We start from the raw sequence: 24,056 nt of genomic DNA on the forward strand, positions 1-24,056 counted from the left end.
GAGAGCAAAGCTCTCCTTTTGATGTTATTCAGCTTAGTGATTCATGTTCTGAGATCGGTATTCGCCCTTTAATCCTTATCACCACCACACTTGAAGAGATATCTCGATTACTTTTCATCACCTCTATTGGCTGTACGATTACATCGGCAGGATAAATATACTGCTTACAAATCAAACTCACTAGGTGACAATTCGTACTCACCCTCTCTTTCGTTACATTACTTCGGTACAACCATGTCGCGACATCCGGTGTGTCTGACAAAATATTTGAAGTAAATAACTCCAAAGGTTGGCCGATGAGCAAAGTTTCGCATACTCCGAACCACTGTCGCGCTGCTGGGTTTGCGTAACAAATAACGCCGTCGAGGTTAACCGTTATGATGATATCGCCGATAGCATCCACCAGCACTTGGCTAAACTGGTTTTGTTGCGACATATTTACATAAACTTTCTGGAACTTGGAATAGATTTGCTCCAACTCTTGCGGCAAATGAGCATCATCGATTTTCTGCACAGCGTTTGTCTTATCATTTGTCATTAACTCTGTAAGTGCTTTGACAGGCTTTACGACTCGAACTCCGAAGCGAACCCAAATCACTGCAGAAATGAGAACAATCAGAAACGCAGCGCTTAATGCTAATCGGTAAGGGTCAAACCAAGTGTATTTAGAGTCATAAAATCGGATCAGGAAATTAGCCGGTTGTACTCTGCCATCAGCCATCGTCACTTGGTATTCAGCTTCATAGCCATTATTTTTGTCCGTCACTCTATACAAATCTACATTGTAATCTTGGTTGTAGCTTATTTGCGTAAGACGCATGCCCGCCGAGGTATAGTGAAAGTTAAACTCTTTACCTAGTTGCTTGCTGATTCGCGACAATATCGGTGTATCGACTTCACGAAATAAAGTGAGCAACCCAATTGGCCTGTTCTCATTTGCACCAATCACCACGCTCGAGAACATAAATATACGACCATCGACAAAGTCGATGCCCGTCCTCTCAATAAGAGGAAAAGCTTTCTGATCGAAAGGTTCGTGCAACTTTCTCAAGTCCCCCAAGTATCGTTGATCTGAATGACTCTCTGAATAAATGATACGGCCACTTAAATCTTGAGTAATACAAATATCTACGCCGTTACTCTGAAGAAGACTTTTCTCGACCAGTACTTTGATCTTCTGTTGGTTGTTTTCATTTGTCGCGATATAGAGGTCTGGGTTCTCGGCTAAATTTCGACTCGCGCGAGTGAGATCAGAAAATTCATTTCCTATTTGAATCACAGCTAACTGTTTGTATTCTTCGATTTGCTCGCCACGCCATTGATTGCGCTCTATAGAGACCGCCAGCCAAACAGTCGAAACCGTAAGCAACACAGAAATTGCACAGGTAAGTACAACAGATGTTTTCAGTGACTGCCGTATTGATGTTAATGGTTTCACGAGACTTTCAGCCTCTCGCAATAAACCTGAATTTCATCACCGAGGATCGCCAGAGCTTTGACGATGAATTCAATACGTGGCGTACTGTTATCTAAGTTAGAAACTGCAGCTTCTTTTTCAAGCTGCTTAGCTACCGACGCAATCGGGTCGTTCCCCAAATAAAGGGCACTACCTTTAATTCGGTGCGCAGTGTCTTTAATCAAAGCTGCGTCTTGAATCGCTCCAACTGACTCCAACTCTTCTATATCTATCAGATAGTTATTAATAAACGTATCCAGTATATCAAGCGCGATATCTTGATCATCGCCACTCATTGCGAGTACATGAGACGGATCAAACGCGACAATTTCTGGTAAGGCAAGTGCTCCGTTTGTGTCCAGTAGTTCAGGCTCAAATTCGAAACCTTCTATATTTGGCAATGGATCAAGTTCTATGTTGACGTCATGCTTAGGGTTCAAGTTCGAGCTTTCGTCTAAGAAGAGAGCGTCTAGTTCATTCTCTACTTCCTTTAGCGATGAACTAGCCTCGTCTTGAACGATAGCTAATTCAAATTGTGCCATTTCACGTTCAAAGAGCTCTGCCTCGGACAAATCAGAACCTTTAGGTTGCTCAATGCTTAACTCAGGCTCTTTGAGGGTGCTAATTTCCAATCCACCAAAGGATGATTCTTGCTGAATATCGCCAGTTTCGTGTGTAACAAGCCAGTCCAACGATGCGTCTGGGACCTGCTCCGTTTTTAACTGTAATTCTGTTTTGTCTAGCCAATCTGATATATCGGCATCCGTAGAATGAACATCCTCGTCAGTAGCGCTATTAGCATTCAACCAATCCATCAGGGAGTTATCATCACCGTTAAAGTCTGATTCGGCTATAACCTGCTTATTAGCAATAGGCATGAGTTTGTTTTCTAGTACATCTAACGGACATGGTTTAGAAATATAGTCGTCAAAACCTGCGTCCATACAACGCTTAGCGGCACCACTTAATGCGTCAGCAGTAATAGCGATCAATACGGGCTTCGAATCTTTAAACTCGGAACAGATCTTTTTCGCTAACGTAAAACCATCCATTTCTGGCATATGGCAATCCGATAGAATCACATCGTAATCAGGGTTCTTAACGTACTTATCGTACGCTACACGACCATTCTCAGCAGTATCGAAATCAACGCCCAAGCGTTTAAGCTGACCACCGATTACTTTGCGGTTTACTTCGTTATCTTCCGCAAATAGAACTTTTAACTGACTGAGTTGGTTGCCGGTAGGTAAAGCGCTCATCGTTGGATCTTGTGTGACAATACGATCAGATTGATCAACAGGTAGCGGTAAAGTAATACTGAATAAACTGCCATGACCAATCACAGAAGACACACGAATTTCACCGCCCATCTCAGTGACAATTTCATTACAGATACTTAAGCCCAAACCTGTACCGCCAAAGCGACGAGTAATGTCACCATCCGCCTGAACAAATGGGTCAAATAAGGTTTCTAACTTGTCTTTAGCAATACCAATACCGCTATCACGTACTTGAAAGCCTATCAGGTCAAACGACGTACCATCAGCGTCTTTCCTATAGCCTTCAGCGATCAACTGAGCACTCAGTTCCACGAAGCCACTTTGCGTAAATTTGACCGAGTTAGATATCAAGTTATTCAATACTTGCATTAAGCGAGTCGAGTCACACAAGTACCCCTTCTTCAACTGAACATCCATGCGGCTATCGAAGCCGAGAGATTTAGCATTGGCCTTGTGTTTGAAGTTCCCAACAACACTGCTCATCAAAGAATCTAACTCACAGCCCACCTGCTCTAACGTCAGTTTACCTGCGTCCATTTTAGAGAAATCGAGTACATCATTAAGCAGCGCCATTAAATTTCGCGCAGATCCATTCAGTGTATTGAGCAAATCTTCTTGCTCGGCGTTTAACGAAGTAAACGACAAGGCCTCTGCCATGCCCAAGACGCCATTCATAGGCGTTCGAATTTCATGACTCATACGCGCAAGGAAGTCAGATTTGGCAAGCGTCATTTCTTCCGCTTCTTTTTTAGCTCGCTCTGCGTCTTTTAGCGCTTTCTCTAAGGTCGCTTGAATTTCCTGACGTTTCGCTAGTTGATGACGGTAAAATAAAAAGCAGACCATCAAGAATAGAAGTAGCAAGATACTCGCGATGACGATCTTTTGGTAAAGCGCCTGAACACGTTCCGCTTCTTGGCTGAATACAATGTGCTCCTTCCACTTTACTTGAAGGTCTTGCTGAAAACTCTCGCCTAAATTGTGGATACCAAGGTTCAATAAATTGACCCAACGATCTTCGGTATTTGGTAAAGCTAGGCGTGGCCAAAACTCTATATCTAAGTCTTCTGCTTTATGCAGGTTTAAAGTGAACAACTTGTATTTATTTACTAGATAAGCGCTATTCAATAACTTACCAACATACGCATCTGCTCGCCCTTCAGCTACCGCACGCATCGCCTCTTCTGCAGTATCCAAATAGATGGTCGGATTGACGGGCAATAATTCTGCTAACAGTTCGTTTTCATACAGGCCGCGTACAAGGGCGAGGCGCTTGCCTTTAAGTTGAGAAATCGCGTAGTAATTTTCTTCACTCGCGATAGCCAATAACGTTCTATCAATATCTAAGGTGAAATCGAGGCTATTGAGCCGCTGCTCGGTTTTGTAAACGCCGGGAAAGATGTCTACTTCGCGATTCTTCACCGCATCCATTGCTTCTTGAAATGAATAGTAAGGCTTAGCAACAAACGTGATGCCAAGCTTCTGACTTAGCTTTCGCATGACATCGATAATGTAGCCTTCAATGAAGAAGTCTTCAGTGATGAAGTATGGCTCCTCCCCATCGACGATATAGGCGTACGTCATAATGGGTTTATCCACCAGCATGCGTTGTTGCTGATCCGTGAAGTTCGTTAAGTAAGTACCAATGAGAGGGGTAAAGCTCGATATCGCGGCTTTGTTTACTTGTGTCCACAGATTTGAAATATGTTCTTTAGGCGTTGAAATAATGCCTTGATTGACTTTAAGCATTAGAGAGTGATCTTCGATTCTGGTCATCGCTCGTATCGACATTCCAGAAACAACCGACTCTTCTACCGCGAAGTCACTGTCTAAACCATAAGCTTCTAAACCAGATTTGAGCTTCTTTTCAGACCATGAATAGATGTAGTTAAGAGAGCTAGCCTTATCGAGGACTTTAATAGTGTCGTTTGTGTGAATCTTAACGCCATTTTTAGGGTTATATTCAACGGGAATGATTGACGAAGGTAGGTCAAAACCAACACCGCCTCCTTCTACCTTTTCACCAATACGTTTAACTAGTACGCCTTTGGCTTCCATGTAAGGCAAGCTGTAACGAACCCAGTTAGTCAAGCTTTCGTTATAGGTAGTAACGGCAAGTATATCGATTTGATCATTAGTCAGAGCCGAATAAAGTTTTTGATACGGCTCTAATTTGAATTCAACTTGATAGCCATGTTGATCCCCCCATTCCGTCCAATAATCAATCAAGAATTTCCGCAACTTAATCACGTCTGATTGCTCAGTGTGATAGGCAATACTCGTCTCTGATTTAGGGATACCGACAACAAGAGTTAATGACTCAACTGCGTCTTTACTAGCGATCTCATCATTAATTTCTGCTAAATCAACGGAATTTGCACTTGTAGAAACAAAAGCAGTCACCATTGAAGACACTAGGATCAGTACACAAAACGCCCTATAAAAGATGTTGTTCGCCATTTTTCGTTTATAAACTCAGCCATTCAGAATTACATCCAGTATAATTGCTAAATTCGCTCAGTTCTGTTCTTTAGAGAACAGACTTCTGTATATAAATTGTAAATAATAACCAAGTTCCAATTTATAGCGATTTGATACCATGTCTTTTAAACATATTGACCGTACACGCCCAGTTCTCATCGTTGACGATAGCTCAATGTACAGAACCGCAGCGAAAGGAATGCTCCAAAAGCTTGGTTACCAACCAGAAATGCTTCACTTTGCACAAGATGCGTCAGAGGCAATTTCACGCTGCCGCACCAATCAATATGGCTTAGTTCTTTTCGACTATAACCTTGGTGAAAAAGCCAATGGTTTCCAGTTAATTGATGAGTTACAAACTCGTGGATTATTGGCGGCTGACTGCGCCAATATCATAGTGACAGGTGATGCAACCGCAGAAGTGGTTCGTGGTTTCATGGAACTCAACCCAGACGGATACCTATTAAAGCCCCTCAACTACACAACGTTGAAAGATCGCCTTCCTGGCTTTATCCGTAAGAAGCATATATTAGGGGATCTTCTAGTGACCTTCTCCAAAGGTAAATATGAGGAAGCCATTAACCTAATTGATGAAACCTTTTACAAAGAAGAAGACATCATCGCACTAAGCCAACGTATCAAGGCAGAGTCTATGATGGCTCTAGGGCAATTGGACGAGGCGCGTAACGTTCTGATTAACCTTCAAGGCAGCAGTGAGAACGGAAAAGTTACACTAAACTTAGCTCAAATTGCTCTTAACCAACGTCAATATAAACAAGGTTTGTTCCTACTAAAGCCTTTGCAAAAAGACCCATTTCACGCCGCCGCTGCCGCCGCGTTAAGTGCAGAATTGCACGTCGCCCAAATTAGCTTCGAGCAAGCCCGAGACGAAATTGAACGTTCCATTTCAATCTCTCCAAAAGTGATTCAGCGCCACCGATTAAAAGTCTTTCTAAACATGGCACTGTTCGATCTTCCAAACGCTATTGCCAGTACCAAGAGCATGATTTTAGAATCGCGCCACTCATTTCGTGAATCGCTAGAAATGTACCAGCTCGGCGCTCAACTAGTATTAGATCAAGCACAGTTTTCACCACGAGAAAAACGACTCACTTACCTTTCAACGCTAAGTAAATGGGCGGAAAACTGGCGCGCTAAATTCCCAAGACAACAGTACAAACATCTTGAACTGCTGATTTTTGCTCGTGGTAATATTTTGAAAAGCGATGTGATGAAAGGCCGCGCGTTATTGGCAGATTACTACGAATCCATCAAGCGTATTGAAGACTACCAGCCTACATTATTAGAAAACGTCGAACTATCACGGGTATATTTGCTACTCGGCAAGCATGATGAATACCAAAAGCTTACCGAACTCATCAATATTGAACTAAAAAAGGAACCGTTCACCACTGAAGATAAAGCGTTACTCGCCTACCTTTCTCAGTGGCGTAACAAAGTTCAACGTATGCGTGAAAGCTCAGCGAAACTCAAGCAAGATGCTCTTCAACTGATTGAACAGAAGAACTTTGAAAAAGCTTCATCTCTGCTCGCGCGCGCAATGGATACCCAATATACAGATATGGACATTCCAAAATTGCTGCTCGGGGTACTGACCAGAGCCTGGCCACACAATTGGAGTAAACGGGACGTGCTTCATTTAGCGATTCGTTGCAAAGATCAATTGCACGATAGTCCATTCATTCAGAGCAAAGAGTTTATAGCGCAAAGCCGATTGTTAGCGCAGCAACTTGATTACGCGGAGCTGGCTGCTCCTGTGGAGGCGTATCCGTAATATGGACATTTGTAACATCTTGATCATCGAGGACGATGTATTTCAATGTAAAGTTCTCAATTCAATGCTCTCCTCTGTATGTAATGCCAAGATCATTACCGCTACGAATGGTAAACATGGCCTTGAAGCCGTCGCAAAACAGCGCCCGGATGTGATTTTTTGCGACTTATACATGCCGGAAATGGATGGCGTTGAGTTTGCACGAATACTGGCATCCAAAGAGATCCAACCAACATTAGTCTTTACCAGTAGCGCACCTATCGATGTGCAAAACGCAGTCGTCGAAATGTCTAAGTCTTATGGTTTAGAAAAAGTCACCAACCTCATCAAGCCCCTAAGGCGTGAACATGTATCTGAGCTTTTAGAAACACTCGTTCAAGATAGGCTTGCTTCGAAAAAGCGCTGCAAGCCAAACTCACAAATCCAAGAAAAAGAGATTCGACACGCTTTATCGCACGATGAATTCGAGCCATATTTTCAGGCTCACTTTGACGCGAAGAATGGACATTTGGTGGGTGCGGAAGCTCTCATTCGTTGGAACCACCCAACTCTTGGTACGCTTGCTCCTAACCACTTTTTAGAGAAACTGCTTTCTATGGGGCTGAGTTACCAATTAACTTTCCAAATGCTGAGAAAATCCGTAGAAACCGCAGCGATGTGGCACAATCAAGGCTGGCCGTTGACTGTGTCTGTGAATGTAACGCCATCCGATATCGTTAAACCCGACTTTGCCGACCGAGTCCTACAAATTATTGACGAGGTACGTTTTCCTCCAACCAAACTCATCTTGGAAGTGACCGAAACAGAACTGGCAACGGATCTTGCTCGCTCACTAGAAAATACCAGCCGTTTACGCATGCGCGGTGTCTCTATTTCTATTGATGACTTCGGGACTGGGCACTCATCATTGAGCCAACTGATCTCTAGCCCATTTTCTGAGCTAAAAATAGATCAGTTTTTCGTTAGCCAAATGATGCAAAACAATAAACACCTTGCTGCGATTCGCTGCGTTATTGCGCTAGGAAAGAGCCTTGATTTAAATGTGGTGGCGGAAGGTGTAGAAACGCGTGCGCAAGCCTGTCAACTTGCCAAAATGGGGTGTGACGTTTTACAGGGATATTATTTAGCGAAACCCAAATGTAGTAATGACTTCACCGTACTTTGCATTAAGCATTTCACTAAAATGCCAAACTGTGAATTAAGTGAACCATTAACTGCATAATAGAGCATCAGTTAAATATTATCGTATTGTATGTAAATGAATTCTCGCGCTACACTTACTCGTCTTCTGTGTAGCCGAGAGCACTTGTGAAAACCCATTCCTTTAATATCCAATGGCCGTGTGAGCTTTCTGATTTTCTTAAGCAGAAACTTTTAGAGTGCGCCATTGAATTTCACGGTATCCCCGATAGAGCTTTGTCCGCGCGTGTCACCCAAGGTGGGGTGTTTTATATAACCAAAGGGATCATGTCGGTCAGTTTTTCAGCTGAAAACACCAACTCGATGAACGCCAGTTTGCTTGGATCTGGCACTTGGTTTGGCGGCAGTATCATGTCTGCTAGCATGTCTTTTAATGCCACTGTCGACGAGCTTTTACCAGTCAGCTTTATTTATTTCCCAAAAGACAAAATTGATAAGCTAGCGCTTTCGAACAACGAAGTTTATAAGTGGCTCTATTTTAGCGTGTTAGAAGTTCAGCAAGATTGGCTTAAGAGCCAGCTTTGCTCTCTGTATGATCGTGAGTCTCGTATTGTATTTTCGTTGCTTCAAATCGCTAAGCGCCTCCCTTCAGTTCAAGGCAGCTTGGTAAAAATAGACATTTCACAAAAACAGCTCAGTCAAATCACAGGGATATCTCGTCCAAGACTAAATGAGGTACTCAAAGAGCTAGAAGCCCAGAAAGAGCTCAGCCTTGAACGTGGCAGTATCCACATACTTGATATACCAGCGTTAAGTCAGAGAATAAGCCATTTAGACAACGACCTACCAAGCCAATAACCAACGTTATATCCTTGGCTAACTTTGAGTATCTTGATTCAACGAGCGAAGCACAGACTTTCTGTATTGGCTTGGGGATTGGCCAAAGTGCTTTTTAAAGCGATGTGAAAAGTTGTACGGATCTTTATAGCCTAATCGCTGCGAAATCATTGAAACAGACCACTCTTGTTGATTGAGCAAGCTCAGCGCTTTTTCCATTCTCAGTTGAATCAGCTTGCTACGGGGCGACAAGCCAAACAAACTTTTTGAGATTCGGTTTAGCTGCTCTTCACTCATGAATACTTTTTCTGCCATGCCTTGTACGGTCCATGGCAAGTGAAGCTGGCTTTCAATATCGTTAAATAGCGCCTGAACACGCGCTGGCGAACTGGTCGATTTAGGCTCAAAGCCACTAATAAGACGAATCATTTCACTGACCAATAGGTTTCGAAAGCTCGCTCTGCCGCCTATCTCAATGTGCATAAGATGCATTAAAGACCAAAGCCGTTCATTCTCACCGAACGGCACTATGCATTGCCCTAACTCATCAATAAAGGCCCATTTCTCAGTGGCGACAGGCAAGACCCACGCCATTTTCCAAAACGTATTTTCTGGGTTCAGTTCAAATCGGAATGGTGTCTCCGCAGGTAATACAACCAAGCTGTACGGTTCAATGAATTGAACATTGTCTGAGGTTATAAGTATTCCACCACCTTCTAGCGTAAAAAGTAACGTATGAACTGATACACCAAGACGTTCTACGTAATACTCATCTCGCAGCTCCGCCATTCCAGCCATAAAGATCCCCTGGTTTTCTAGCTCTGGAATATCATTCGTCGTCAAAAATCGTTCTTTGCACGTCTCAGCTAGGTAAACTTCATCTACCCACTGACTTTTGGGAGAAAACTCTTCAATGACGGATTTGCACAGGTTTTGTTGTTTTTCTAACATGTTCAACCTCTCATTGAGACACTATATTTTACGGCCAACCAAGGAGCAGATATGGCCGTCAAACCAAGATCGAATTTATCTAAAAAAGTAAGCTCAGAGCATATTCTATCTAAGATCATTAAGCTTGGTTTACCTGTCGCTTTACAAAGTGCGTTGGTGGCTATCCTCGCACTCGCGGATGTTCTGATGGTAAGCGATTTTGGGATGGAAGCAACCGCTGCTGTGGGAATTGCGTCAAAATGGCATTTTGTTGCCATCATGATAATGGCTGGATTGGCGGCGGCTAACGGCACCCTTGTCGCTCAATATTGGGGAAAGCGGGATCCCAAAAGCGCCAAAACGGTAACTACCCTAGCGCTTAAGTTCGGCTTAAAAGTGTTACTACCCGTCACTTTAGTGATCACATTAGGTTCGGGCCTTTTGATGACGCTACAAACCTCAGATCACACCGTTATTGAGCTCGGTACCACTTACCTTTGGTATGGGTTTCCAGTATTACTTCTGACCCACTTAGTCATTGTGGTTGAAGCAAGCATGCGCTCTTCGGGTGACACTGTCACACCGTTATTACTTGGTGCCATAACCATCGCCCTGAATATCGCGCTTAACTTCCTGCTAATTAAAGGTGGACTTGGTATCCCAGCAATGGGTGTGGCGGGTGCAGCTTTGGCGACGACGTTGTCTCGTTTCATCCAAGTATTGCTGATGTATGGCTACATGAGAGTGCGCAATCACTGGCTATTAACAAGTGAAAGCTCTTTAGACAGACCTTCCCTTTGGCTCGCATACCGTCGTCTTGCGCTACCACTCACGATGAACGCAGTACTTTGGGCAGTAGGAACAATGGCCTACCAAATAATCTTTGGTCATATGGGCACTACTGAACTTGCCGTTTTCTCGATGCTAGCTCCCTTTGAATCGCTCTGTTATTCAGTATTTTTTGGAATTTCAGTGGCGTGTTCGGTACTGATTGGGCAATCACTTGGACGCGATGAATTTGATGAAGCGATGCAGATGGCAAAAATTTTCATCAAGGCGGTTCTTGGTTTCGGCCTAACCGTTGGATTGTTGCTTTACTTCAACCGAGAACATGTTCTGCATTGGCTAAACCTTACCGAGCCAAACCTCTATGCGCTTGCAGCACCAGCAATCATTATTATGTGCTGCGCGATCTCAATACGGATGCTTAACATGGTGATCATCAACGGTGTATTACGTTCTGGTGGCGATAACCCATACTGCCTGCGTATGGACTTCATCGCGATGTGGATGATTGGAATACCCTTGTGTGCTTACGGAGCATTTATCGCAGGTTGGGACTTCAAATATATTTACGCATTGATGCTCGTAGAAGAAGTCGTAAAACTACTTATGTGCTCACATCGCTATTTGACTCGGCTTTGGATAAACAACTTAACCATCACTACACAAACGCCGAGTGAAGCGTAACAGCCAAAAGAAATCGCCTAAGGCCTTCCAGCTATTTGGAAGCTTTCATGCGTATGTGACGATTAGAAGCGTGTGACTCCGGTTTAACAGGAACGGCACGTTTCTCATGAATTAGATGGCGAATTGCCAGTATAGGGTGTTTAAGCAACATTCTTGGGCCTGCATAACGCATTACAAGCCTCATCTGCTCTTTAGGCTCTGGCTTGTAACAATGGATTGGACACTTATTACATGTCGGCTTCGCTTGACCATAAGGACACCGGTCTAAACGTGTCTCTGCATATTCCAACAGCTCACTACACTCATCACATAGCTGTTTACAACCGTGATGATCTCGACAGTAAATGTGCACCATCGCAATGACCGTTTTGTACTCAGTTGCCAACTCACCTTGCAGAATGTTGTTATGCTCAAACATCAATTGCTTCCTAAATGCAGGCCATAGAGATTTAAGTTAACCTCTTCAGACAATATTTCTTCTACCCGCTGAAATGTAAAACCTAGGTTTTCGAGTAGCTTGATACTGCGAATATTATCAGAAGTCGTAATTGCCACTACATGATCGATATCAGGCTTATGTTTAGCTTGCTGAATAATTGCTTGAGAAGCTTCAAACGCGTAGCCTTTGCCATAGAACTCTGGCAAAAATCCATATCCAATGTCATGAGCCTCTAACGTATCGCGTTTGATCAAACCACATACACCGATTGGTTGGCCTGTTTCTTTTTCTTCAACGAGAAGTAAACACACGCCCTTCTCTAAGTACATGTTGAGGATATTGTTCTGAATATATTCAGCAGCGTTATCAAGCGAGTTAATCTGCTTATCCCCAATGAAACGTAGAAAGTCTTCGCAATTGTATAGCTTCTGTATAAATGCAGCGTCAAACTCATTCATCATTCTCAGCCTCAAACGTGCCGTGCTCACCGCTTTCATAATGACCTTTTCCTTGGTTAAACCATCGTAAATATTGAGTTCTGTCACTAAAATGATTATCCTCCATCGCCTAAATCATTTACAAGGCTACGCAGCAATGAACCGTAAGAAAAAAATCAACGAAATTCTAAAGAAGAAGCAAAAGAAAGCGAACTCAAAGCTGCACAAAAGCAACAAGCCTCGTTACATTTCCAAAGCCGAACGCGCAAAGATGGAAGCAGAAGAAACTCAGAAAGCAGAACAAGCTCCTGAACAAACAGTTGAATCTGTTGAGACTCAAGAAGAAGATAAGTAACAGAAACACTTGTTAATTTAGTTACAATAAAAAAGACATTATGCTCCCATAATGTCTTTTTTTGTTTGGCTATCGTTTTTAGTACTAGTTCACTTCTACCATCCAGCGCGCTAGTGGATTATTGCGAGTTATTCCTTTTGAGCCCCAGCGGTCGACTGAGTCCACAACTAAAATTCGCGCTTCAGGCACAAGCGCTAGCAATGTCTTTGAAGGTTTTCTTGAGGTGACTAACCACAAGCTATCATCGTCTTCAAACTGCGTTTTCAGCTCCTGTTTAAACACGTCTGTCCATTCCAATTCCGCTTGGAATACACGTTCGACAACAAACAACTGGTTTCCAGACGCGAAATCTTCTAACGACTCTGACAATAAAACCACTGAATCGATTTCATTTTCAAAGATCGTCGATTGCTGTTGGTTGATCAACGAGCGTACGTCGAGCATCAGCGCTTGTAAATTACGGTCAATTTCCACAGCATGTGATGGCCAAACCTTTTTGAAATCATCAGCGACAATCGCCGCCATACGGATCAAATTGGTAGGATTCAGCCACGCATATTTTGAAGTGCTGCCGTTATCAAGCGTCAAACTCGCAACCCCTTGAGCCCTTGGTGTAATGGCCTGAGCTGCATCCACCTCTATCAAACGAATATTGCCTTGCCTCGAATAAACATAAGTCGGATCTTGCTGCCATATCGACGCCAAAGTTAACGCAACCGACGCATCTTTCCCAAGCTGCTGCGCTTTTTCGTTTCCTTTAGATGCGTACCAATTTGGTAAACGCTCAACGCCATAACGCTTTGGCGGCAAGTATTCAGTGGTAACTTCTGTCCCTTTCATTAGCTCTGAAGCCAGCATATAAGTAACAGGAGTGCTGGTTAAGATGTCTTTAGCTTGAATGCTTCCCGCAAAAGTACTGGCTGCTATTAACGCCAAAGTAACGCTCAATTTCGCCACGTTAAATTTCAATTTCATGTCCTACGCCTTTCTAATAATTCGATACATGGTCGCAACTAAGAAGAAAGTCGCTGAAACAATGATGATGGAAGCGCCAGATGGTACCGGTAGTTCGAGCTCCATTGGCAAAACGGTCCCCACTAAACATGCAATGGTGGCAAGCAATGCAGACAATAGTACAAAACTGCCCATTCTTTTGGTTAACAGGCGAGCCGTTGCGCCAGGGATAAGCAGCAATGCACCAACTAAAACGGCGCCGACAATTTTTACTGCCGCTATTGTTACTAGGGTAATCATCATCACGAACAAGTAATCATAGAAACTCGTGTTGTAACCACGAACTTTGGCGATATCAGGACTGATACAAGTCAGAAGAATCCGATTAAATGTCGGAATAAGGAGCACCAAAATAACAAGGCAGCTTATCGCAAGAATGGCTAAATCTTGATCTGTCACCGTTAAGATTGAACCAAATAACACGTTTTCTAACATGTGGATGTTTATCTTACGAGCCACGTACATTAGCAGCGCTGCACCTACCGCAAGCGCAAGCGCTAGGAACACACCAACCAGCGTATCGTAAGGTACATTGGTTCGATTACGTACAAAATGCAGTAGCAAAGCAAAGATCATACAAAAACTAAATAACCCAATAATCGGGTTTTCTGGTGGCTCACCAAGCAGCACACCAATCGCAATACCAGTCAAAGCCGCGTGGCCGACAGCTTCAGAGAAAAATGCCAGTCGCTTCGCGATGACTAGTGTACCCAGTCCACCAAGCAAAGGGCCTAGTAATAGCGCCGCCACCAAGGCATTGACCATAAATGCATACGCAAAACTGTCGCTCAATAGCCCCGCTTCAACACCGGAAACCGCAAGTTGTCTTAGCCAATCCATTACGCTACCTCCTTCGTCAATGAAGAAGAGGACGACGTATAATGTTGGAAAAGGCGTTCAATTTTAGACGGGTGCAGCACTTGTTCATGATGACCACTTTCAACCAAATATCGATTAACGACGTGCACTTGCGCATCTAAACGTCTTACCGCTGAAACGTCATGGTGTACTGCAAGAATGGTTTTCCCTTCAGCAGCACACTCTCGAATTAAGGCTTCCAAATAACGAACGCCCTGCTCGTCCATTCCTGTGGTTGGTTCGTCTAACACCAACAAACTAGGGTTATCGAGAAGCGCTTGCGCGAATAACACTCGTTGCTGTTCACCACCGGAAAGTTGTCCCATACGACGGTCACTACGTGTCGCCATTCCCACCCTTTCCAATTGCGACAACGCGTGTTGCGTTTGTTTGGTTTGCTTTCGCCAGAACAACGGCATGCGTGTTTGGTTTAGCAATACAAAATCCATAACCGTTAGCGGTAAGCTTGGTTCAAATGTCGCTTTTTGCGGTACGTATCCAATGCTTTGAGCCTTCGGCCATTGAATGCTGATATCACCACTAAACGGAGTAAGCCCCAGTACTGATCGCAATAACGATGTTTTCCCACCACCATTTGGGCCCATGATCACATGACACTGACCAGCACCAAACGATGTTGTAATACCATCCAATATAACGTTGTCGTCATATTGTAAGCCTAAGTTGGAAATAGAAATCGAAGGCCCTTGCATCATGCTTCACCACTTACAAGTTGGTTTTTCGCAGCAAACTTCATTGCTTCAATTAGCGTTTCTAAGTTCTTTTTCATTTCAACTTCAACTTTGTCATTCTCGTATTCGCCATGAGTCATGTGAGAAAAACGGTATAGCTGAACACCAGTTTCAGACTCAATGGTGTCGACAAATCGATTCGGCATGTTTAACTCATAAAACAGAACATCAATACCAGAACCTTTAATTTTCTCTATCGTACCTTGTAGCTGGCTCGCGCTTGGTTCAACACCGTGAGCGGGTTCAATTACCGCAGCAACATCAACACCAAATTCCTGCAGAATGTATCCATACGCGTTGTGCGTAGTCGCGACTTTCATGCCTGATGTATTCAATTCACCAAGGGATAGCATCGCGTCACGCTTCATCAAGCGAAATTGTTTGGCATAGGTGCGCGCATTTTTACGATAAAACTTGGCATTACCAGGGTCTAGTTTCGACAGTTCAGTCGCAATTGTGTATACCTTTTGAATGGTCGTTGATAACCCAACAAATGTATGAGGATTAACAGCGCCTTGCCCTACCGATTGCCCCATGGCTGGTAGCAATGGCACTTCTTTGTTTGCTTTGATCACGACAAGATCATCTCTCTGTGACGCCGCTATCACCTTTAGCGCAAAGTCATCGTGTCCAATACCATTAACTACGATCACATCCATCTGATTTAATCTTTTTAAATCATTAGGCTGTGGCAAGTAGTTATGTGGATTAAAACCAGCATCGACTAAAGGGAGTACATTCGCTTTGTCACCCACTACGGCTTTGACATAGCTGTAATACGGTTGAAGCGTAATACCAATGGTTATTTTTTCTTTGGCGGCTTGAACTAACGGTGCTGCGATAACTGACAATGCAGCGACGAGTAAGGTAAACATTCTCATGGTGTTTTTGCCTTTGATTTAGTGTGCTTGATGCTCATCGGCGGCAGCCATTACGACTTGTCGCCAACCGGCTTTGATAAGAGAGGTTTTTTCGAAATCAGGAGTGCTAGTGACATGCTCAAGCTGAATCTGTCGATCTTGCGACAACCAAATTTCTGGCTGCTCATTGACACTAATCAGCAAAGTCGCTGCAGCGGCTTGAGCGTTTTGAGGTAACCCTAAGTAGTAGCCTTCACCCACCAACTGCCACTGATGTTGACCTTTGCGCTGCCAACTCTGATCTTTGACAAAAGGGGAAACCCAATCTGATTCTAGGCTTTCGATGGTAGGCCAACTCTCCGTTCCAAAGTTTGAGTTTGAATTTGAAATTGAATCTAAGTAGAGATCTCGTATTTCTTCGTGGGCCAATCTAAGCTCTGCAATCATCGCTAGGTTCTCTTGTTTCACATCCGAAATTAACACTTGATGATCCAATACCGTTTCCGTTTCGGAGTCAGACTGATTAAATGGGATGGCGAAAAATGCGAAGACCAAGATAGCGATGATAATTAAGCCAACCCACTTACCTTCTCGACCACCCGTATCGGCTCTTACTTTTTGAGTGTTCATTTACTTTTAATCTCAACAACATCTACTTCCACCGGATTTTCATGGCCTGCATCGAATACCAGATAAAAGTCGACTTGAGGATGCTCAAACTCAGCAATGGAGCGCTTATCAGTCGAAGTCTTAGCAATTAAATTGTCATCGTAATCAAACATTTCTACTTCGTAATCAACGGCTGTGCTTCCGTCTGAATAACCGGCTTCACACACCACTTTATCGCCATCAAACCAACAGCCCATTAGTGGAAAGTGCGCCATTGTTGGCATAGAGGCTAAGCCGATTGCCAAAGCCAAAGCTGAAGAAGTAAACGTTTTTGTTATTTTAATATTCATCGGAGACCACCAAAAAACAGCAAAGGGCTCAAACGTGAGCCCGAAAATTAAGACAGCAAGGTTTGTACGCGATTACTGAAGCAGCGCTTCGAACGTTAGGTGAACATTTACGCTAGCGGTATCTGCTAACGGATGGTTTTCTAGCTCACCTTTGTAGTTAGCTTTCATTAAATAACGACCAGCCACATCAGGTGTAAACGTCACTTCACCTTGCTCGTTACTCACAACGTCAATTTGTTCTTGCTGATTACGGTAAAGCGTCCCTTCACGAGTAATTTCCGCAGTTACCCCCTGTTGAGGCTCACCGTTATAGAAGAACTGAAAAGTTACTGGTTCACCTTCAATGATGTCTGCAGGATGCGTAACTGGCTTCATTTCCAGCAACTTACCTTCGATTTCTAATGCTTTCTCTGTTGGTTTACCTACAGTGATGTAGCTTTCAGCACGGGTGTAACTAATACGAGTGACAATGTCACGTGCTTTCTCTGGCACCACACCTGCTCGTTCTGCTTTATTGGCTTTCACCCACTTAACCGTGTCCCTGCGGCCCGCTTTGTACTGCGTGTAGTAAGTCGGCTCATTGTTGATAGCCACTTTATGAGTACCTTCTTCTTCGAAATAGAAATCGAACATAGAACGGCGCTTCCCTTTCACCACAAAGTTCGGTCGCTCGCTGCGGCCGTCAGGCATAACGACAAATGCTTTATCGCTACCTGCAGGCTTATCGAATACAAACGTGCCGTGCGATGCGGTCACATCAAAGGTCAACCAATCGCCACCTTCTTTAGAAACAGTGAAATGAGAAGGTAAAACCCAACGAGGGTGAGCCTGCGCTGTCGTGGTTGCCGCTAAGCCAAATGCCATGACACCAGCCAGTGCTATTGCTTTCATTTTTGTATGTTGCATCAATTCAATTCCATTGTTTGTCGCTTCTAAGGTTTGTGAGGAAGCGGTGTTCTAATTCAAATTCATTACCAGATGGCTGTTTCGCTCACCTAATTACTTCACCTGATAGTTCAGCGTGATAAGCCCAGTTTCTTCTGTCGGCTTTAATTCATAGAGCACATCTGAATCAAGTAATTCGAGTTTCTGACGCAAGTAGTTACGACCACCATGTTCACGTACCACTTCTACATGTAAGGTGTAATTGCCTTGCGCAACACGTTCACCCGCATCATTGGTACCATCCCATACGAATCGATATTGGCCGGCAGGACGAGTCGCCGAAGTAACGGCATCAACAAGTTCGCGATCGTAGCGCCCTACTTTTCTCCACCAGCTACGCAGGTCTTTTAGCCACTCATCTTTACCCACCCATAGCTCTACCGTTTTTACTGGTTTTCTTTTGCTATCTTCAATCCAAACCGCTACATATGGACGGGCGTACATTGACGTTTCAATCTTTGGTAGCTCAAAGTTAATATCCAACTTGGCAGATTCTGGTAACTGGGCTGCCCCTGTCACTGGGCTAACAGATAGAGCAAGTAATAGCTTGCTAAACGTAGACATTTTCATTGTATAAATCTCTGTGTCTTTCCTTGAAACCACTGCGCCTAGGGCACAGCAGCTAAATAAATTGCGAGGGATACGGCGGAACCAAACACGGTCCATTTGATTGAAGTGACGAAAGTCTTTTTCTTTGGAACAAGCAAACACACGCCAGTCAATACGAAAAAGATCATCAGCAATGCGGTAATATCGATAAACCATTTCCACACTTCACCACTATTACGCCCTTTATGTAGATCGTTTAGTAAAGCGATTACGCCATAATTTGTGGTTTCTACTTCTGCAGTTTGAGTGGTGAGATCTATGAACACAGATGCGTTATAGCCTGGCGCTTTGTAATCAAGAGAAACTTCACCAATGACAAGCTCCCCATCTTCGTACTCTGAGTAAACGTCAAGATTGGATGCGATACCCGAGATACCAGCATCAGCAAGAAAGGACAACAGCATTTGATTATCCGACTCAATGCTTCCGTCAGCTGTAAACAAAGTAGAATGCGGAACAGATAATTCAAATTGTTCTATTTTCGGTTCATTTAATTCAAACAATTGGGGACGATTTAAGGTGATACCCGTAACGGAAAAAAACAGCACAACAAGAAGTAACGCCATTGAGATATAGATATGTAGACGACGCGCCCAGAGTTGAACGGTTCTGTTTTTTAACACCATAAAACGAAGTACCAATTAAATTAACGCCGCTAATTTATGTGATAATCATTCGTATTGGCATTTAATTTACATTGTTTACGTTTGTGTAGAATGTAAAAAAGCCGTTCACAATGAACGGCCTTTTAGGGGAACCAACTCCCAAATAACTCTCTAATTTTTAGCCTAAAACTGATTAATTTAAGTCCAAAAAGTTAAGCACAGTTTCAAGTTATTTTCGCATCAAGTATAGGAAGTAAGCACCACCAATTAGAGAAGCTAGCAAGCCTGCCGGGAACTGCCATGGGAACCAAAGCGTTCTCCCTACCCAATCGGCTAGTAGCATGATGATACTACCAATAACGGATGCGGTAATGATTTGGTGAGAGGCCTTGTATTGATGTAAAGACCTAGCCATATGCGGCGCTAACAACCCAATAAAGCTTAATGGGCCAATGACAATAGTACACAAGGTCGTTAAGCTCGCGACCAAAAGAAGCAATAACATTCGAACTCGGCCAGAGTTAAGGCCTAAGCTATTCGACGTTGTTTCACCCAACCCCGTAATATCGAGCCAACGGTGCAACTTAACCGATACCCCTCCAAGAATGACAACTCCGGCAATGAGTAGATAAACGTCTTCAATCGCCACTAGGTAAGTGGAACCTGATAACCAAGTCAGCAAAGAACGCACATTATCTTGCCCTGAAGACAGTGCGATTCTCAGAAATGCATCTAAGCCAGCGCTTAACGCAATACCGGTCAATAGCATCTGAGTCGCTGCAAAGTTATGCTTTTTACCCGTCCACCAAATAAACCCAGTAACGAGGACTGCGCCCGCGGTACCAAGCAGCATTTGCTCATGACGCTCTACCGCAAAGCCGAACATAGCACCTATGACCAACGCAAGCGCTGCACCGGAGCTGATACCCAGTATTTCGGGGCTCGCCATTGGGTTAGTTGAGACACGTTGAATAATTGTACCCGCTATCGCCAAGCCAACACCGGCAAAAATCGCCACTAAAACGCGAGGTAGTCTAAGGTCAAACACCATTTGTGAAGCGCTGACCGTCCAACCAAGTTGATCTTTACCAACAAACATTGATCCAATTAGCGCGAGCGCAAAAATAGGAATAAGTACCAAAAGCGCACGATGCAACGACGCATGCTGATAATGAACAATAGCCGTATCACGCGATTTCATATCCGATTGCATGACTTTTCGGTTTAACAACCACAGTAAAAACGGCGCGCCTAGTAATGCAGTCATCGCACCTGTTGGCAGTATTTCACCACCAGCACCAGAAAATGGCTGAATAATTAGATCGGCAAGCAAAAGCATTAATGCACCGACTAACCCACTCACCAAAATTTGCGCGTTTAAACGCCTAACACCTAACATTCGTGCTACCGCTGGCGCGACAATACCAATAAATCCAATTAAGCCAACTTCGCTAACAACCGATGCTGTAATGAATATTGCTAAACCCAAACATGCTAATTTGATCTTTTTGATATCGACGCCAATCGAGCTTGCAACAGTATCACCAAGTTGTAATGACGAAAGTGGACGTTCCAGCAACATCAACACAACGACTGGCAATATCACTAATGGCAGTAATGCTTGAACGCTAGACCAATCATTTTGATTCAACGTTCCCGCCCCCCACACAAACAAGCTAGTCAAATGTTCTTCGTTCAGGAGCATGAGCATGGTATTGAGAGAGCCAAAAAATAAGCTCACCACCATACCCGCTAACACCATATGTACCGGAGAAAAACCTCGCTTCGCTGACAATGCAAAAACAAGTGCCGTCGCTAAACAGCCTCCAAAAAATGCAGGGATAAATCCACCAATCGCAATGTTCGCCGGAATAAATAGAATCCCGAGAACCATACCTAACTCGGCTCCAGAAGCCACACCCAAAGTCGTTGGCGAGGCAATTGGGTTTCGCAATACAAACTGCATCACGCAGCCTGCGGTCGCAAGTGCAAAACCGCAAATTAAGGCAACGGCCAAACGTGGTAAATACGTTAAATTGGTTACGATATGTTGGTAGTCAGCGCTGTCATAATTGAATACAACATCCCAGAGAAACGCGCCCCCTTTTGAGTAAGGCACAGTAATATTGATCAGCATTGCGATAGCAGAAGCCAACAATACTGCAGAAACTAATGCCTGAGTCTTACGATTAACCCAAGGACCTTTTTGTATGGCAACGGTATCCATCTATTTTGTTAATTCTTCTGTAATTTGGTCGCTGAATCGTTGAGCAGCAATTAAACCGCCAAAAGTCCAAATAGGAGGTAACTCATACACAGACTTAGATCTCGAAAATTCCATAGCTTGCCACAAAGCAGACTGAGTCAGCTGTGCGCGCTCTTGTTTATTTAGCGGCCCAAAAATCATCATGTTCGTTTTTTGATGTTCTGCAACCTTTTCAATACCGGCCGTCGTGAACCCCCATAAATTAGTTGGTTCAGTCCAAGAATTACTTAGCCCCATCGACTGAATTGTTGCTTGAGCTAAAGAACCATCGCTATGGATTCGTAGCGTTTTATCATCAATGAATCGGACGAACATCAGCGGTTTAGAATCTGGGTTAGCTTTCGTGACCTTATCTCCGTTTGCCTTGAATTTTGCTTGCGTGGCGCTAATCACTTGTTCAGCTTGCAGATCTTTACCGAGCAATGAACCTAGCTCTCTTGTGATATGCGTAGCCGATTCGATAGGTGTTTTCTTCTCGCTATACACTGAAAATGCGATGGTTGGAGCAATTTTATTCAGTTGTTCATAGGCCGCAGACATATGCTTACTAATTAGGATTACATCTGGATCTAGCTTTGTCAGTAGCTCTAGGTTTGGCTCTCTTCGTGACCCCACGTCGATCGATTCTTTAGGTAACACAGGATACTCAACCCAAGTGTTATACCCTTTTACATCTGCAACGCCCACAGGCACTACATCTAAACTCAAAATGGTCTCAGTTAATGCCCAATCTAACGCTACCACCTTTACCGGCGTTTGCTTAAATGTGGTCACACCAAGTTCGTGTTTTATTTCGATAGCCTGTACCGACCAAGTAGCCAGCGCAGCCAAAATGATTAAAACGTGTTTCACAGATAAATCCTCAGGTATACGTTAAGGGATGTAGCTGATCGATTGACCAGTTTCAGGGTGAGAGAAAAGCGCAAGTTCCATACCGTAGATGCTTTTTAACGTGCTGGCTGTCATGATTTCATCTGGCGTGCCTTGGGCGATGACTTTCCCCGAATGCAACGCGATTATTTCATCGCTGAACTTCGCTGCCATATTCACATCATGTAGCACCATAATCACAGTTAAGCCCAGCGTTTGGTTTAGCTCACGAATCAAAGCGAGCAGTTCATGCTGGTGGGCTACATCTAATGCTGATGTAGGTTCATCAAGCAAAATACATTGGCTTTTTTGTGCCAATAACATCGCTACCCAAGCTCGCTGGCGTTCACCACCAGACAATGTCGCTACAAACCGGTCAGAAAAAGGAGTTAAACCGACCTTCTCTATCGCTTCATCAACCAATTGATAGTCTTCTTTGCTATAACGGCCAAACGCCCCTTTCCAAGGATAACGACCGAAACAAACAAGCTCTCTTACGGTGACTCCATCAGTGATCGGGGGGTGCTGTGGAAGATAGGCAACGTTCAGAGCGAATTCTTGGCTAGTAAACTGATCAACCGCTTGCCCGTTCAATAAGACCTGACCACTATTTTGCTTGTTCTGACGGCTAAGAAGCTTAATCAGTGAAGATTTACCGCAACCGTTATGGCCAAGTAAAGTTGTAACTTGACCATGTTGAAAGGTGAGATTAGTTGGGGAGAGAATCGTTTTACCGTCGATTTCAAACGACGCATCGACTAATTGATACATGAGTAGAATTGGATAATGAAAAACTGCGAAAACTTTACCATAACAGTAAATAAATGATAATAATTTTCATAAGTATTTAGTTTTTATGATGCGACAGCTTGCTTCGTCATACCTTTTTTATTATTCGGGTGCTTCGGGCAATCATCACACAGCTTTCTGCCCTCACATTTGTAAACTAAACAACAGCTTGTCCGAACGAGATGGAGTTTGTTCGTTTCTGGATTTATCTTAAGTCCACGTAAAGAAGCTAAAGGTAATTGTGCTGATTCTACCCAGAGCTTAGCTTGCTCTAACAGGTACTCATTTGGAAGATCTGGCAGGTAGGCTTGTACTTTGACAATGCAATCTAAGATGGCATCGGCGAATAGATATTGAGTAAAACCTGGACGAATCCGCGTCCAAGCTCCTATCTCACTTCGATAAAATTCAAATAGCTCATTCAATTCTTGCGCTGCTAAACGAATCAGCTCATTTTGCTCATCGACTCTGACTTGCTTGTCGTTAAACTGGTACCCAGCTATGAATTCACTTTGGATATCTTGTGTCATCGTTTTGATGTTTGGCAGCCCTCGACAGGCATAAATAGAAATAAACGATAAATAGATTGGCTGCCAACACAATAAGCCCCATGTACGGGTCAACCAATAGGCTTGTTTGGCTTCTGGATTCGATGTTGCCAGCGACTGATACAATGCCTGAATCTCATCGCTACACGAAGTGTCATAAGTCACCGATGGAAGCACAGCTTCACTACTCGGCTCTAATGGCGAAAAGCGTCCTGCTAAATAAGGGGTTACCGCCTGAGAGTATTCAAATAAGAGGTCGAATGAGAAGTTTGCGTTCATGAGGTAGTGTTAATTTTCTTATTGTGAACGCTAGGTTAAAGGATTTATAATTTATTGCAAATGATAATCAGTTAGTTTTAATGCA

23 protein-coding genes are annotated in these 24,056 nt (G+C 43.6%); 5 read left to right on the top strand and 18 right to left on the bottom strand.

Annotated elements, in window-relative coordinates; all coding sequences use genetic code 11:
- Positions 1-28: 28 nt before the first annotated feature.
- Together ELZ11_RS20645 and ELZ11_RS20650 are read right to left on the bottom strand one after the other, a co-directional pair.
- Positions 29-1,438, bottom strand: coding sequence for a CHASE4 domain-containing protein (locus tag ELZ11_RS20645; protein WP_167494733.1), 1,410 nt, complete (start codon positions 1,436-1,438; stop codon positions 29-31).
- A complete protein-coding gene (locus ELZ11_RS20650; protein WP_137359273.1) occupies positions 1,435-5,193 on the bottom strand; it encodes an ATP-binding protein in 3,759 nt (1,252 codons plus the stop codon). The genes ELZ11_RS20645 and ELZ11_RS20650 overlap by 4 nt, the downstream gene beginning before the upstream one ends.
- A gap of 139 nt (positions 5,194-5,332) precedes the next feature.
- Between ELZ11_RS20650 and ELZ11_RS20655 the strand changes: the two genes are divergently transcribed.
- The 3 genes from ELZ11_RS20655 to ELZ11_RS20665 all read left to right on the top strand — a co-directional run bounded on the left by ELZ11_RS20655 (position 5,333) and on the right by ELZ11_RS20665 (position 9,007).
- Entirely contained in the window at positions 5,333-7,009 is a 1,677-nt protein-coding gene (locus ELZ11_RS20655) for a response regulator (protein WP_137359274.1), read from the top strand.
- A 1-nt stretch (position 7,010) separates the two neighbouring features.
- The gene (locus tag ELZ11_RS20660) at positions 7,011-8,231 is read left to right on the top strand and encodes an EAL domain-containing response regulator (RefSeq protein ID WP_137359275.1); all 1,221 of its coding nucleotides are present in this window, start codon (positions 7,011-7,013) and stop codon (positions 8,229-8,231) included.
- An 86-nt stretch (positions 8,232-8,317) separates the two neighbouring features.
- Entirely contained in the window at positions 8,318-9,007 is a 690-nt protein-coding gene (locus ELZ11_RS20665; protein ID WP_137359276.1) for a Crp/Fnr family transcriptional regulator, read from the top strand.
- 18 nt (positions 9,008-9,025) lie between these two features.
- Here ELZ11_RS20665 and ELZ11_RS20670 read toward each other — a convergent pair whose 3' ends face one another.
- Positions 9,026-9,937: an AraC family transcriptional regulator gene (locus ELZ11_RS20670; protein ID WP_137359277.1), complete on the bottom strand. Its 912-nt coding sequence runs from the start codon at positions 9,935-9,937 to the stop codon at positions 9,026-9,028.
- Positions 9,938-9,988: 51 nt separating this feature from the next.
- On the opposite strand from ELZ11_RS20670, the gene ELZ11_RS20675 reads away from it, so the two are divergent.
- Complete coding sequence (locus ELZ11_RS20675; RefSeq protein ID WP_137359278.1) at positions 9,989-11,386, top strand: MATE family efflux transporter; 1,398 nt, start codon at positions 9,989-9,991, stop codon at positions 11,384-11,386.
- Positions 11,387-11,417: 31 nt separating this feature from the next.
- Here ELZ11_RS20675 and ELZ11_RS20680 read toward each other — a convergent pair whose 3' ends face one another.
- On the bottom strand, positions 11,418-11,804 hold the full coding sequence (locus ELZ11_RS20680; RefSeq protein ID WP_137359279.1) for a nitrous oxide-stimulated promoter family protein: 387 nt from the start codon (positions 11,802-11,804) through the stop codon (positions 11,418-11,420).
- Positions 11,804-12,322, bottom strand: coding sequence for a GNAT family N-acetyltransferase (locus tag ELZ11_RS20685; RefSeq protein ID WP_137359280.1), 519 nt, complete (start codon positions 12,320-12,322; stop codon positions 11,804-11,806). The genes ELZ11_RS20680 and ELZ11_RS20685 overlap by 1 nt, the downstream gene beginning before the upstream one ends.
- A 97-nt stretch (positions 12,323-12,419) precedes the next feature.
- Between ELZ11_RS20685 and ELZ11_RS20690 the strand changes: the two genes are divergently transcribed.
- Positions 12,420-12,617 (top strand): DUF2986 domain-containing protein, encoded by a 198-nt coding sequence (locus tag ELZ11_RS20690; protein ID WP_137359281.1) that lies wholly within the window; start codon positions 12,420-12,422, stop codon positions 12,615-12,617.
- An 84-nt stretch (positions 12,618-12,701) separates the two neighbouring features.
- Here ELZ11_RS20690 and ELZ11_RS20695 read toward each other — a convergent pair whose 3' ends face one another.
- The 13 genes from ELZ11_RS20695 to ELZ11_RS20755 form a co-directional block, all read right to left on the bottom strand.
- Entirely contained in the window at positions 12,702-13,592 is an 891-nt protein-coding gene (locus ELZ11_RS20695) for a metal ABC transporter substrate-binding protein (RefSeq protein WP_137359282.1), read from the bottom strand.
- 3 nt (positions 13,593-13,595) lie between these two features.
- Entirely contained in the window at positions 13,596-14,471 is an 876-nt protein-coding gene (locus ELZ11_RS20700) for a metal ABC transporter permease (protein ID WP_137359283.1), read from the bottom strand.
- Positions 14,471-15,202, bottom strand: a complete 732-nt coding sequence (locus tag ELZ11_RS20705) for a metal ABC transporter ATP-binding protein (protein WP_137359355.1) — start codon at positions 15,200-15,202, stop codon at positions 14,471-14,473. Before ELZ11_RS20705 ends, ELZ11_RS20700 begins: the two co-directional genes overlap by 1 nt.
- Positions 15,202-16,122: a metal ABC transporter solute-binding protein, Zn/Mn family gene (locus ELZ11_RS20710; protein ID WP_137359284.1), complete on the bottom strand. Its 921-nt coding sequence runs from the start codon at positions 16,120-16,122 to the stop codon at positions 15,202-15,204. The genes ELZ11_RS20705 and ELZ11_RS20710 overlap by 1 nt, the downstream gene beginning before the upstream one ends.
- Before the next feature lie 18 nt (positions 16,123-16,140).
- Complete coding sequence (locus ELZ11_RS20715; protein ID WP_137359285.1) at positions 16,141-16,731, bottom strand: DUF6162 family protein; 591 nt, start codon at positions 16,729-16,731, stop codon at positions 16,141-16,143.
- The gene (locus ELZ11_RS20720) at positions 16,728-17,060 is read right to left on the bottom strand and encodes a hypothetical protein (RefSeq protein ID WP_137359286.1); all 333 of its coding nucleotides are present in this window, start codon (positions 17,058-17,060) and stop codon (positions 16,728-16,730) included. The genes ELZ11_RS20715 and ELZ11_RS20720 overlap by 4 nt, the downstream gene beginning before the upstream one ends.
- A 72-nt stretch (positions 17,061-17,132) precedes the next feature.
- Complete coding sequence (locus ELZ11_RS20725; RefSeq protein WP_208746727.1) at positions 17,133-17,969, bottom strand: DUF4198 domain-containing protein; 837 nt, start codon at positions 17,967-17,969, stop codon at positions 17,133-17,135.
- A gap of 90 nt (positions 17,970-18,059) precedes the next feature.
- Positions 18,060-18,575 carry a DUF2271 domain-containing protein gene (locus ELZ11_RS20730; RefSeq protein ID WP_137359288.1) on the bottom strand — a complete coding sequence of 172 codons (516 nt, stop codon included), beginning with the start codon at positions 18,573-18,575 and terminating at the stop codon, positions 18,060-18,062.
- A 38-nt stretch (positions 18,576-18,613) separates the two neighbouring features.
- Positions 18,614-19,240, bottom strand: a complete 627-nt coding sequence (locus ELZ11_RS20735) for a PepSY-associated TM helix domain-containing protein (RefSeq protein WP_137359289.1) — start codon at positions 19,238-19,240, stop codon at positions 18,614-18,616.
- Between the two features lie 208 nt (positions 19,241-19,448).
- A complete protein-coding gene (gene fhuB, locus ELZ11_RS20740) occupies positions 19,449-21,446 on the bottom strand; it encodes a Fe(3+)-hydroxamate ABC transporter permease FhuB (protein ID WP_137359290.1) in 1,998 nt (665 codons plus the stop codon).
- Positions 21,447-22,337: an ABC transporter substrate-binding protein gene (locus ELZ11_RS20745; protein WP_137359291.1), complete on the bottom strand. Its 891-nt coding sequence runs from the start codon at positions 22,335-22,337 to the stop codon at positions 21,447-21,449. It lies immediately after the preceding gene.
- A gap of 21 nt (positions 22,338-22,358) precedes the next feature.
- Positions 22,359-23,126: an ABC transporter ATP-binding protein gene (locus tag ELZ11_RS20750; RefSeq protein ID WP_137359292.1), complete on the bottom strand. Its 768-nt coding sequence runs from the start codon at positions 23,124-23,126 to the stop codon at positions 22,359-22,361.
- A gap of 83 nt (positions 23,127-23,209) precedes the next feature.
- On the bottom strand, positions 23,210-23,971 hold the full coding sequence (locus ELZ11_RS20755; protein ID WP_137359293.1) for a siderophore ferric iron reductase: 762 nt from the start codon (positions 23,969-23,971) through the stop codon (positions 23,210-23,212).
- Positions 23,972-24,056: the final 85 nt, after the last annotated feature.

Source organism: Vibrio profundi, assembly GCF_005281835.1.
In the GTDB taxonomy this organism is placed as follows: domain Bacteria; phylum Pseudomonadota; class Gammaproteobacteria; order Enterobacterales; family Vibrionaceae; genus Vibrio; species Vibrio profundi.